Here is an 11,651-nt window from a genome sequence, read left to right as displayed (position 1 = left end):
CGACACTTTCCAGGCGCATCGCGCGCCGAATCCCGGAATGGCGCAGGCATGGACCCATGGTCGACGGACTTGCGCCCCGTGCGTCCGCCGTATGGGCGGGCCCGCCTCCAGGCTCATTCATATTCGGTGTTTTTATCCGGCGTGTTTTTTCCGGCATTTTCCCGCAGGCTTGGCCTGATGGCGTGCCGGCCCGGCACGGGCCTTGCGTCGTGACAGTCGATGTGCAAGGTTTTGGCCTTTCCGGGGCCGCCAAGGAAAAAGGCCATTTGCATCAGCAAATGGCCTCGATCCGAAGACTGGTTGCGGGGACAGGATTTGAACCTGTGACCTTCGGGTTATGAGCCCGACGAGCTGCCAGACTGCTCCACCCCGCGTCTGGAAAAAAGAATAATAGCAAGTATTGTGGATGCAAGCAAGTACGCAAGCAATAAACGCGAGTTCAAGATAAAATGACGGATACAGAAGTCCATCGCATACTCGAGGCAGCTCTGCTGTGCGCGCACGAACCCTTGACGGTGCCCGAACTGCGCAGGCTCTTCGACGATGCGATCGAGGGCGACGACATCCGCCGCCATCTGGCGACACTCCAGATGGATTGGCAGGAGCGCGGCCTCGAACTGATCCAGTTGGCCGGCGGGTGGCGTTTCCAGAGTCGCCCCGACATGCAGCGCTACCTGGGACGGCTAAACCCCGAGAAACCTCCGCGTTATTCGCGCGCCGTGCTCGAAACCCTGGCCATCATTGCCTGGCGCCAGCCGGTGACGCGCGGCGACATCGAGGACGTGCGCGGGGTGTCGGTGTCGGCGCAGATCATACGCACCCTCGAGGAGCGCGGCTGGATCGAGGTCCTCGGGCACCGTGATGCGCCCGGACGCCCGGCCCTGTTCGGCACGACGCGGCGTTTCCTGGATGACCTGGGACTGCGGGCGCTCGACGAACTGCCGGCGCTCGATTCCGTGCAGGCCGAGGAGGCGCTGAGCGCCCTCAACCTCGAGCCGGAGACGGCGGACCCTGCCGGCGCGCCGGCCGAGGAATCGGCCGCCAGCCCCGCTGGGTGAACAGCGCGCCATGCGCGGCCGTTCCCGCCGGACGATCATCTGGATACCGACAATTTGAATCAATGAAAAAGGAGCCACTGGACCCCATGACCTCAGACACCGAAGCGATGCCTCGATCGGATCACGCCCCCCTCCCGCAAACGACCGAGGCGCAGAAGACCGCCCCCGAGGCCGAACAGCCGAAGGACGCGGCCGGCGCGCCCCAGCGCCAGCGTGGCCGCAAGCTGCGCACGCCTTTTCGCCGGCGGCGCGGGGATGCCGAGGCAGGCGAGTCCGGCAAGGCCCCCGCGGGCGCGGCGCCCGCCGTGGACGAAGGGTCCCACGAGGAAGCCGCCCGCGCGCTGTCCTATCTGGAGCATGCGTCCAAGACCGCGCAGCGCCTGGACAAATACCTCAATAGCGATACCCTGCAGCCCAAGCTGCACAAGGTCCTGGCCGATGCGGGCATCGGATCGCGGCGCGACATGGAGGAGCTGATCATCGCGGGGCGCGTGTCCGTCAACGGCGAGCCCGCCCACATCGGCCAGCGCGTCGGGCCCGACGACAAAGTCCGCATCAACGGCAAGCCCATCACCCGGCCCAAGGCCAACAAGCCGCCGCGCATCATCCTCTACCACAAGCCCGCCGGCGAGATCGTCAGCCACGACGATCCGGGCGGCCGCGCCACGGTGTTCGCCCGCCTGCCCAAGATCCGCAGCGGCAAGTGGCTGTCGGTGGGGCGCCTCGACATCAATACCGAAGGTCTGCTGATTCTGACCACGTCGGGCGACCTGGCCAACCGCCTGTCGCATCCCCGCTATGGCGCCGAGCGTGAATACGCCGTGCGCGTCCTCGGCGAACTCAGCCCCGAGCAGCAGAACAGCCTGACGGCGGGCGTCGCGCTCGAGGACGGCATGGCGCAGTTCGGCAGCCTGGAATACCTGGGGGGCGAGGGCAGCAATCGCTGGTATCGCGTGACGCTCAGCGAGGGCCGCAATCGCGAGGTCCGGCGCATGTTCGAATCCCAGGGCGTGACGGTCAGCCGGCTGATCCGCACGCGCTTCGGCGACGTGGTCCTGCCGTCCTCCCTGCGCCGGGGCCGCTGGGAGGAACTGCAGCCCGAGATGGTCGGCGCCCTGATGTTGCGCCTGGGCCTGATCCGCGAGGCCTCCGATGAGACCGACCAGCAGTTGGAGCGCCAGCCCCTGTCCCACGCCAGCGCGCTGCCGCCGGGGTTCGGGACGCCCGGCCAGAACGGCCAGAACGGCGCGCGCCTCAACCGCCGCGGCCGCGTCTCGGGCGGCCGCGCGGGCGGGCTGGATCCCTTTACGCCGGGCCTGCTGATCAGTGGCGGCCTGGCCAACGGCCATCCGGATGGCCCCAAGCCCAAGGCCGGCCAGAAGGGCGGGCAGGGCCGCAAGAAAAATCCCAAGGCCGCCCAGGGGGCCTCCGGGACAGCCACGGCCAAGCCCGGGCCGTCGGGCGGCGGGCGCAAGCGCCCGGCCAAGGCGGCGGGCGCCGGACCCAAGGCGCCTCGCAAGACCGCCGGCAACCGTGCGCCCAAGGCCCGCGGTGCGGGCCAGGGCGAGCGTCAACCCAAGGGCGCGCACGCGCATGAATCGCAGCTCGGGCGCCTGGGCCGCAGGTGAATCGAAAGTGCTGTAGCCGGACGTTATTCTGTTATAATGTAAGGCTTTACAGCCCTTTTGGATTGTGATCTAGGCCTTTATCCTTGCATCGCGGTCGGCGCGGCTGTCTTTCCCGGGGCCTTGCCGTAGCGCCTGGTGGCAGGCATGGCTTTGGCGGCCCCAGGGGCATCGACAAAGGGCTGGCTGGACAGCCCCTTTTTTTTGGAATTTATGGCGGATATCTTTGCGGTCACCCAGCAGGCGATGCTGGGGCTCGATATGGAGCTGGTGGATGTGGAACGCGCGCCCCTGGGGCTGTTGCGCGTGACCATCGATCGCCCGGAAGGGGTGCGCATCGAGGATTGCGAACAGGTATCCAGGCAGTTGTCCCGCGTATACGAGGTCGAGGGCATCGATTACAAACGTCTCGAGGTCAGTTCGCCCGGTGTCGACCGGCCGTTGCGCCGCCTGGGCGATTATGTGCGATTCGCCGGGCAGCGCATCGAGGTTCGCCTGCGCGAGCCGGTCGAAGGCCGCAAGGTCTTTACCGGCATCCTGGGGGTTGCCGATGCGGATGCCGAAACCTCGCTGAGCCTGGAATACGAGGCGCCGCCAGGCCAGTCGCGGGTGCTGGCGTTTTCTTTCGACGATGTGGATCGGGCCAAGCTGGATCCGGTTCTTGATTTCAAAGGTAAGAAGCGATGAGTCGCGAAATTCTTCTGTTGGTCGACGCCCTGGCGCGTGAGAAAAACGTCGAGCGCGAGGTCGTCTTCGGCGCCCTCGAGAGCGCCCTGGCATCGGCCATGAAAAAGCGCTTCAAGGAAGACGCCGACATTCGCGTATCCGTCGACCGCACGACCGGCGAGCACGAGGGTTTCCGCCGCTGGCTGGTGGTGCCCGACGAGGCCGGCCTCCAGGAACCCGACCAGCAGGAACTCCATTCCGAGGCCCAGGAGATCGTGCCGGGCATCCAGGAAGGCGAGTACATCGAGGAACCCCTCGAGCCCGTCGAGTTCGGCCGCATCGGCGCCCAGGCGGCCAAGCAGGCGATCCTGCAAAAGATCCGCGACGCCGAGCGCGAGCAGGTGCTCAATGACTTCCTGGATCGCGGCGAAACCATCGTGTCGGGCACGGTCAAGCGCCTGGACAAGGGCGACGCCATCATCGAGATCGGCAAGGTCGAGGCCCGCCTGCCGCGCACCGAGATGATTCCCAAGGAAAACATCCGGGCCGGCGACCGGGTGCGTGCCTGGGTGATGAAGGTCGACTACGCCGCGCGAGGCCAGCAGGTCATCCTGTCGCGCACCGCGCCCGAGTTCATCCGCGAGCTCTTCGAGAACGAAGTGCCCGAGATCGAGCAGGGGCTGCTCGAAATCAAGGCCGCGGCCCGCGATCCAGGCGTGCGCGCCAAGATCGCCGTGGTGGCGTACGACAAGCGCATCGATCCGATCGGCACTTGCGTCGGCATGCGGGGGTCGCGCGTCACCGCCGTGCGCAACGAGCTGGGCGGCGAGCAGGTCGACATCGTCCTGTGGGCCGACGATCCCGCCGAGTTCGTGATCGGCGCGCTGGCGCCGGCGCACGTGGTGTCCATCCTGGTCGACGAGGACAAGCGCGCCATGGATGTCGTCGTGGACGAGGAAAACCTGCCCAAGGCGATCGGCGCGCGCGGCCAGAACGTGCGCCTGGCCTCCGAGCTCACCGGCTGGCAGATCAACATCATGACGCCCGAGGAAAGCCAGGACCGCCAGGAACAGGAACGTGCCGCGCTGCGCCATACCTTCATTTCCAGGCTCGATGTCGACGAGGAGGTCGCCGACATCCTGATCGACGAGGGTTTCACCGGCCTCGAGGAAGTCGCCTATGTGCCGATGCAGGAATTGCTCGAGATCGAAGCCTTCGACGAGGACACGGTCAACGAATTGCGCACACGCGCGCGCAATGCCTTGCTGACCGAGGCCATCGCCCAGGAGGAACGCGTTCAGACCGCGCGCGACCTGCTCGAGATCAAGGGCATGGATGCCGCGCTGGTGGCCACGCTCGCCGAGAACAGCGTCACGACGCTGGACGATCTCGCCGAGCTCGCCACCGACGAATTGGCGGATATGACGGGTCTGTCGCAGGATGTCGCCAGCGACATGATCATGCAGGCAAGGGCGCATTGGTTCGAGGACGAGGCCTGATCGCCGCCGTCCCCCATGCGCCATTGTCTGAAATAGTAGTGATAAAGAGAGAGTCGAATGCCGAGTAACACCGTCGCTCAGTTTGCCGAAGAGCTGAACATGCCCGCCAACGTGCTGCTGGAACAATTCCGCTCGGCCGGCGTCGAGCTCAAATCGGTGGATGCCGGCGTGACCGATGCGGACAAGGCCGCCTTGCTGGAGGCCCTGCAGCGTTCGCACGGCACCAGCCAGGGCAAAAAACTGACCTTGACCCGTCGCCAGACCAGCGAGATCCATCAGGCCGATGGTTCGGGACGTTCGCGCACCATCCAGGTCGAGGTTCGCAAGAAACGCGTCTTCGTCAAGCGCGATCCGGCCGAGATGCTCGAGGCCGCCCGGGCCGAAGGCGCCGCCGCGCCGGCGCCCGCGGCCATCGAGCCGGAGGTATCCGCGCCGCAGGCCGAATCCGCGCCCGCGCCCGAGCCGGTCATGCAGGTCGAGGACGCCGCGCCGGAGGCTCCGGCCGCCGAACCTTCCGCGCCCATCGAAGCCGAAGCCGAGGTCGCACCGCCGCCTGCCGAGCCTTCCGCGCCCGCCGAAGCCCCCGTTGAGGCGGCCGCCCCCGAGCCTGTGCAGCAGCCACAGGCCCCGGCCGAGGTGTCCGAACCCGCCCCGGCGCCCGCGCCCGCGGCGCCGTCCCCGGGCAAGGCCCGCCGCGCGGCGCCCGCCGCCGCGCCCGCGGATCCCGAGCGCGATCGAGCGCGCCGCGCCGCCGAGGCCGAGGCCGCGGCCCTGCGCGAGATGCTCAGCCGTCCGCGCAAGGTTCTGCGTGCGCCCGAGCCCGAAGAAACCAAGACCGGGACGCTGCACAAGCCCGCGGGCACCCGCAGCACGCCCAAGAAAGAAACCGAAGGCAAGAAAATCATCAAGACCTCGGACGTGTCCTCCAGCTGGGCCAATGACGGCGGGCGCAAGAAACCCGCCTCCAAGGCCGAGACGCTGTCGCCGGGCGCGGGCCGGGACGCCTGGCGGGCCGGCGGCAAGGCTGGTGGCCGCGGCGCCAAGGGCCGCCAGGGGCGCCAGGGGCGCCAGCGCGTCGAACAGAACGAGGTCCAGCATACCGAGTTCATCGCCCGCGAGGTCCACGTCCCCGAGACGATCTCGGTCGCCGACTTGGCGCACAAGATGGCCGTCAAGGCCGCCGAGGTCATCAAGCACCTGATGAAGCTCGGCCAGATGGTCACCATCAACCAGATCCTGGACCAGGAAACGGCCATGATCGTGGTCGAGGAATTGGGCCATACCGCCATCGCCGCGAAGCTCGACGATCCCGAGGCGTTCCTCGAGGATTCCGCCTCGGCGGAGGCGGAAGCCCTGCCGCGCGCGCCCGTGGTGACCGTCATGGGCCACGTCGACCACGGCAAGACCTCGCTGCTGGACTATATCCGGCGCGCCAAGGTCGCCACCGGCGAGGCCGGCGGCATCACGCAGCACATCGGCGCCTACGCTGTCAAGACCGACCGCGGCATGGTGACCTTCCTCGACACTCCGGGCCACGAGGCTTTCACCGCCATGCGGGCGCGCGGCGCCCAGGCGACCGACATCGTGATCCTGGTGGTGGCGGCAGACGACGGCGTCATGCCCCAGACCAAGGAAGCCATCCACCATGCCAAGGCGGCCAATGTGCCCCTGGTGGTGGCGATCAACAAGATCGACAAGCCCGAGGCCAACCCCGAGCGCGTCAAGCAGGAACTGGTGGCCGAGGAGGTCGTGCCCGAGGAATACGGCGGCGACGTGCCCTTCGTGCCCGTGTCGGCCAAGACCGGGGCCGGCATCGACGATCTTCTCGAGAACGTCCTGCTGCAGGCTGAAATCCTCGAACTCACCGCGCCGGTGGAAGCACCCGCCAAGGGTATCGTCATCGAGGCGCGCCTGGACAAGGGGCGCGGGCCGGTGGCGACCATCCTGGTCCAGAGCGGCACCCTGCATCGCGGCGACGCCGTGCTGGCGGGCGTGGCCTATGGCCGTGTGCGCGCCATGCTGAACGACACAGGCAAGCCCGCCCAGTCCGCCGGCCCGTCGACGCCGGTCGAGATCCAGGGCCTGGCCGAGGTGCCGGGGGCGGGTGACGAGGTCATGGTGCTTGCCGACGAGCGCAAGGCGCGCGAGATCGCGCTGTTTCGCCAGGGCAAGTTCCGCGACGTCAAGCTCGCGCGCCAGCAGGCCGCCAAGCTCGAGTCCATGTTCGACAATTTGGGCGAAGGCGCCCGCACGCTGGCCCTCATCGTCAAGACCGACGTGCAGGGGTCCCAGGAAGCCCTGGTCGCCTCCCTGCTGAAACTGTCCACCGACGAGGTCCGGGTGCAGGTCGTGCATGCGGCCGTCGGCGGCATCTCCGAAAGCGACGTCAATCTGGCGATCGCCTCGAATGCGGTCATCATCGGCTTCAACGTGCGCGCCGACCAGAGCGCCAAGAAACTGGCCGAGGCCAACGGCATCGATCTGCGCTACTACAACATCATCTACGACGCCATCGACGACGTGCGCAATGCGCTCTCGGGCATGCTGGCGCCGGAGAAGCGCGAGGAAGTCATCGGTCTGGTCGAGATCCGCGAGGTCTTCACCGTGTCGCGCGTGGGCAACATCGCGGGCTGCATGGTGCTCGAAGGCCTGGTGCGGCGCGATTCGCAGGTGCGCCTGCTGCGCAACCACGTCGTGCACTGGAGCGGCTCGATCGATTCGCTGCGCCGCTTCAAGGACGACGTCAAGGAGGTCAAGTCGGGCTTTGACTGCGGGATCACGCTCAAGGGCAATAACGACATCCAGGTCGGCGACCAGCTCGAAATCTTCGAGATCAAGGAAGTCGCCAGGACGCTGTAGACCCATCATGGCCCGTCATAAGACCAAACCCGGCACCGGCCGCAACACGCGGCTGGCCGACCAGATCCAGAAGGACCTGGCCGGCCTCGTCCAGCGCGAGCTGGACGTCGCGCGTGCGGGCCTGATCACGCTCACGGGCGTGGACCTGTCGGCCGATTATGCCCATGCGAAGGTGTATTTCACCGTGCTGGGCGCCGAGCCCGAGACGGCGGCCCAGGCCCTGAATGAAAAGGCCGGATGGCTGCATTCCCAGCTCTTCAAGCTGCTGCACATCCATACGGTGCCGACGCTGCGCTTCGTGCACGACGTGCAGTTGGCACGCGGCATCGAACTCACGCAACTGATCGACCGGGCCAACCGCCCGCAAGCGGGCGCTTCCGACATCCCCGAGCTCGAAGACCCCGACGGCACGCCCTGACGGGCTGTCGTCTCCACCCTGGACGGATTGAACGATGGCTACTCGACGCGGGCAGTTGCTCGACGGTGTCCTGTTGCTGGACAAACCCGAGGGCCTGTCCAGCAACCATGCCCTGCAGCGCGCCAAGCGCACCGTCGATGCGCGCAAGGCGGGCCATACCGGCACCCTGGACCCTTTCGCGACGGGTCTGCTGTTGTGCTGCTTCGGCCGTGCGACCAAGATCTCCGGCGCCATGCTGGAGGCCGACAAGACCTATGTGGCGACCCTGGCCTTCGGCGAGGAAACCGACAGCGGCGACTGCACGGGAGTCGTGACCGGGCGTGCGCCCGATGATTTCCCGGGGGTCGAGCGCGACCGGCTCGAGGAGGTGCTGGCGCGGTTTCGCGGGCCGATCGAGCAAGTGCCGCCGATGATCTCGGCCCTCAAGCGCGACGGCAAGCCGCTGTATGAATATGCGCGCCAGGGCATCGAGCTGGAGCGTCCGGCGCGCCGGGTGACCATACACGCGCTGGACCTGCTGGCATGCGAGGCGAGGCAGGCGGTCGTGCGCGTGGACTGCAGCAAGGGCACCTACATCCGCACACTGGCCCAGGACATCGGCCGCGCCCTGGGGTGCTACGCGCACCTGGCGGCCCTGCGCCGCACCCGCATCGGCCCTTTCGACATCGAACGCTCGATCGGGCTCGACGCCTTGCAGGCCATGGAGGCGCCGCAATCGGCCCTCATCCCCTTACACGCACTGCCGGCCTCCCTGTCGCCGGCGGTCATCAAACCAGAGGACTTCGCATGAAACGCGCTTTGCGTAACGTGGCGATCATCGCCCACGTCGACCACGGCAAGACCACTCTCGTCGACCAGCTCCTGCGCCAGTCGGGCACCTTCCGGGACAACCAGCAGGTGTCGGAACGGGTCATGGACTCGGGCGACATCGAGCGCGAGCGCGGGATCACGATTCTCGCCAAGAACTGCGCGGTCGAGTACCAGGGCACCCACATCAACATCATCGACACCCCGGGCCACGCCGACTTCGGCGGCGAGGTCGAACGCGTGCTGTCCATGGTCGACGGCGTGCTGCTGCTGGTCGACGCCGTCGAAGGCCCCATGCCGCAGACTCGCTTCGTCACCCGCAAGGCCCTGGCGCTGGGCCTCAAGCCCATCGTGGTGGTCAACAAGGTGGACCGCCCCGGCGCCCGTCCCGACTATGTGGTCAACGCGACCTTCGATCTCTTCGACAAACTGGGCGCCACCGAAGAGCAGCTGGACTTCCCGGTGATCTACGCCTCGGGCCTGTCGGGCTACGCGGGCCTGAGCAACGACGTGCGCGAGGGCGACATGCGTCCCTTGTTCGACGCCATCCTGCAGTACGTGCCCCAGCGCGACGACGATCCCGAGGGGCCGTTGCAGATGCAGATCATTTCCCTGGACTACAGCAGCTACGTCGGCAAGATCGGCGTGGGCCGCATCAACCGCGGCCGCCTGCGCGCCGGGCAGGACGTACTCGTCAAGTTCGGTCCCGAGGGCGATTCGTTCAAGGGCCGCGTCAACCAGGTGCTGAAGTTCAAGGGCCTGGACCGCGAACTGGTCGAGCAGGCCGAGGCCGGCGACATCGTGCTGGTCAACGGCATCGAGGACATCGGCATCGGCTGCACCCTGATGGATCCGTCCATGCCCGAGGCGCTGCCGCTGCTGCGCATCGACGAGCCCACGCTGACCATGAATTTCATGGTCAATACCTCGCCGCTGGCCGGCCGCGAAGGCAAGTTCGTCACCAGCCGCCAGTTGCGCGACCGCCTGGACCGCGAGCTCAAGGCCAACGTCGCCCTGCGCGTCAACGACACCGACGACGACACGGTGTTCGAGGTCTGCGGGCGCGGCGAGCTGCACCTGACCATCCTCCTCGAGAACATGCGCCGCGAGGGCTACGAACTCGCGGTGTCCCGCCCGCGGGTCATGTTCAAGGAGGTCGACGGCGTGCGCCACGAACCCTACGAGCTGTTGACCGTGGACGTCGAGGACAGCCACCAGGGCGGCGTGATGGAGGAACTGGGTCGCCGCAAGGGCGATCTGCTGGACATGCAGGCCGACGGCCGCGGCCGTACGCGCCTGGAATACCGCATCCCCGCGCGCGGGCTGATCGGCTTCCAGGGCGAGTTCCTGACGCTGACGCGCGGCACCGGCCTGATGAGCCATATCTTCGACAACTACGGTCCCATGCGCGAGGGCGGCGTGGGCGAGCGCCGCAACGGCGTGCTGATCAGCCAGGACAACGGCACCGCCGTCGCCTATGCGCTGTGGAAGCTGCAGGAACGCGGCCGGATGTTCGTGTCGCCCCAGGACCCGGTGTACGAAGGCATGATCATCGGCATCCATTCGCGCGACAACGACCTGGTCGTCAATCCCATCAAGGAAAAGAAGCTCACCAACGTGCGCGCCTCGGGCAAGGACGAGCACATCGACCTGGTGCCGCCCATCGAGATGAGCCTGGAGTACGCCGTCGAATTCATCGCCGACGACGAACTGGTCGAGGTCACGCCGAAATCCATCCGGCTGCGCAAGCGCTATCTGCAGGAGCACGAACGCCGTCGCAGCCTGCGCGAATCGGCTTGATCGACCGCCACTTCAGAGCGGATGACGAGAGCCAGACCGCCCAGCAGGGCGGCCAGGCCGGCGTAGGCGGCGAGGCCCGGGTGTTCGCCGACCACCACGATGGCCAGCAGGAACGCGGTGACGGGCTCCATGAGCGCCAGCGAGACGCCGCTGGCGGCCGTGATGCCCCGCAAGCCGCTGCTGAACAGCAGGTAGGCCACACCCGTGGCGGCGATGCCCAGGAACGCCACGATCGCCCAGCCCCGGCCAGTGATGTCGAGGGGTCCCGCCCAAACCCCCGCCGCGGGCAAGGCGATGGCCGCGGCCACCGAGAATACCGCCAGGGTCACGATGGCGGGCTCCGCCCGGTGGACCATGTGCTTGTTGAGGATGGCATAGAGGGCGTAGGCGAAACCTGCCGCCAGGCATAGCGCCACGCCCGCCGGGTCGGCCTGCAAGGCGCCGCCGCGGCCCAGGACCAGCAGGATGCCCCCGCCCACCGCTAGCAGGGTGCCCGCCCACCATCCGCGCGACGGCGCGCCGCCGCCGGGAATCTGCAGGAGGCCCGCCCAGATCGGGCCGCTGCCCAGGGCGAGGGCCGTGCCGATCGCCACGCCGGTCGCCTTGACGCCTGCGAAGAAGGCCAGGTTGTAGCCCGCCATGCAGGCGCCGGCAAGTATGGCGCGGCGCCAGTCGATGCCTGCCAGCGATGCCGTGATCCGTCCCGGTCCCATGGCGGCATAGGCGGCGAAGAACGCGGCGGCGATCGACAGCCGCAGGGCGCCCACCCAGTAGGGCGAGAGGCCGGCCGGTGAGAAGCTCTGCGCGGTACCCGTGGTGCCCCACAGGATGCCCGCGCACAGGACCAGGACGATGCCCCTGGCCGAGTTCGTGGTGCGTGCGTTTATTCTTTCCATGTCGCCATGATGGCAGACGTGGA

At 67.5% G+C, this 11,651-nt stretch carries 9 protein-coding genes, 1 tRNA gene and 1 pseudogene; 8 read left to right on the top strand and 3 right to left on the bottom strand.

The features are described from left to right. Positions 1-113: 113 nt before the first annotated feature. Complete coding sequence (locus tag OOZ48_RS09370; protein WP_269497525.1) at positions 114-272, bottom strand: hypothetical protein; 159 nt, start codon at positions 270-272, stop codon at positions 114-116. Between the two features lie 25 nt (positions 273-297). Then, a tRNA-Met gene (locus tag OOZ48_RS09365) sits at positions 298-374 on the bottom strand. A 75-nt stretch (positions 375-449) separates the two neighbouring features. On the opposite strand from OOZ48_RS09365, the pseudogene scpB reads away from it, so the two are divergent. The 8 genes and pseudogenes from scpB to typA form a co-directional block, all read left to right on the top strand. Continuing rightward, a pseudogene (scpB, locus tag OOZ48_RS09360) lies at positions 450-1,046 on the top strand (SMC-Scp complex subunit ScpB); the annotation flags it as partial. A 98-nt stretch (positions 1,047-1,144) separates the two neighbouring features. Continuing rightward, complete coding sequence (locus tag OOZ48_RS09355; protein ID WP_269497523.1) at positions 1,145-2,686, top strand: pseudouridine synthase; 1,542 nt, start codon at positions 1,145-1,147, stop codon at positions 2,684-2,686. Positions 2,687-2,896: 210 nt separating this feature from the next. After that, positions 2,897-3,370, top strand: a complete 474-nt coding sequence (gene rimP, locus OOZ48_RS09350) for a ribosome maturation factor RimP (protein WP_269497521.1) — start codon at positions 2,897-2,899, stop codon at positions 3,368-3,370. Beyond that, entirely contained in the window at positions 3,367-4,848 is a 1,482-nt protein-coding gene (gene nusA / locus OOZ48_RS09345; RefSeq protein ID WP_269497520.1) for a transcription termination factor NusA, read from the top strand. Before rimP ends, nusA begins: the two co-directional genes overlap by 4 nt. 57 nt (positions 4,849-4,905) lie before the next feature. Further along, entirely contained in the window at positions 4,906-7,707 is a 2,802-nt protein-coding gene (gene infB, locus OOZ48_RS09340) for a translation initiation factor IF-2 (protein WP_269497519.1), read from the top strand. A 7-nt stretch (positions 7,708-7,714) separates the two neighbouring features. Continuing rightward, on the top strand, positions 7,715-8,125 hold the full coding sequence (rbfA, locus tag OOZ48_RS09335; protein ID WP_269497516.1) for a 30S ribosome-binding factor RbfA: 411 nt from the start codon (positions 7,715-7,717) through the stop codon (positions 8,123-8,125). Between the two features lie 34 nt (positions 8,126-8,159). Further along, entirely contained in the window at positions 8,160-8,915 is a 756-nt protein-coding gene (gene truB / locus OOZ48_RS09330) for a tRNA pseudouridine(55) synthase TruB (protein WP_269497515.1), read from the top strand. Next, positions 8,912-10,732 (top strand): translational GTPase TypA, encoded by a 1,821-nt coding sequence (typA, locus tag OOZ48_RS09325; RefSeq protein WP_269497514.1) that lies wholly within the window; start codon positions 8,912-8,914, stop codon positions 10,730-10,732. Before truB ends, typA begins: the two co-directional genes overlap by 4 nt. Here typA and OOZ48_RS09320 read toward each other — a convergent pair. Continuing rightward, entirely contained in the window at positions 10,684-11,628 is a 945-nt protein-coding gene (locus tag OOZ48_RS09320; protein ID WP_269497512.1) for a DMT family transporter, read from the bottom strand. The two genes, typA and OOZ48_RS09320, sit on opposite strands and share 49 nt — an antisense overlap. Positions 11,629-11,651 lie beyond the last annotated feature (23 nt).

The organism is Castellaniella sp. S9 (genome assembly GCF_027257175.1).
Classification (GTDB): Bacteria; Pseudomonadota; Gammaproteobacteria; order Burkholderiales; family Burkholderiaceae_B; genus Castellaniella.
The sequence above is the reverse complement of the archived record's forward strand: the minus strand, read 5'-3'. Positions and strand labels throughout refer to the sequence as shown.

What these genes read in the sequence shown, in the direction of transcription:
- infB (WP_269497519.1), top strand. Translation starts at nt 4,906, where the DNA reads ATGCCGAGTAACACCGTCGCTCAGTTTGCCGAAGAGCTGAACATGCCC.
- typA (WP_269497514.1), top strand. Translation starts at nt 8,912, where the DNA reads ATGAAACGCGCTTTGCGTAACGTGGCGATCATCGCCCACGTCGACCAC.
- nusA (WP_269497520.1), top strand. Translation starts at nt 3,367, where the DNA reads ATGAGTCGCGAAATTCTTCTGTTGGTCGACGCCCTGGCGCGTGAGAAA.
- OOZ48_RS09320 (WP_269497512.1), bottom strand. Translation starts at nt 11,628, where the DNA reads ATGGAAAGAATAAACGCACGCACCACGAACTCGGCCAGGGGCATCGTC.
- OOZ48_RS09355 (WP_269497523.1), top strand. Translation starts at nt 1,145, where the DNA reads ATGACCTCAGACACCGAAGCGATGCCTCGATCGGATCACGCCCCCCTC.
- truB (WP_269497515.1), top strand. Translation starts at nt 8,160, where the DNA reads ATGGCTACTCGACGCGGGCAGTTGCTCGACGGTGTCCTGTTGCTGGAC.
- rimP (WP_269497521.1), top strand. Translation starts at nt 2,897, where the DNA reads ATGGCGGATATCTTTGCGGTCACCCAGCAGGCGATGCTGGGGCTCGAT.
- OOZ48_RS09370 (WP_269497525.1), bottom strand. Translation starts at nt 272, where the DNA reads ATGCAAATGGCCTTTTTCCTTGGCGGCCCCGGAAAGGCCAAAACCTTG.
- rbfA (WP_269497516.1), top strand. Translation starts at nt 7,715, where the DNA reads ATGGCCCGTCATAAGACCAAACCCGGCACCGGCCGCAACACGCGGCTG.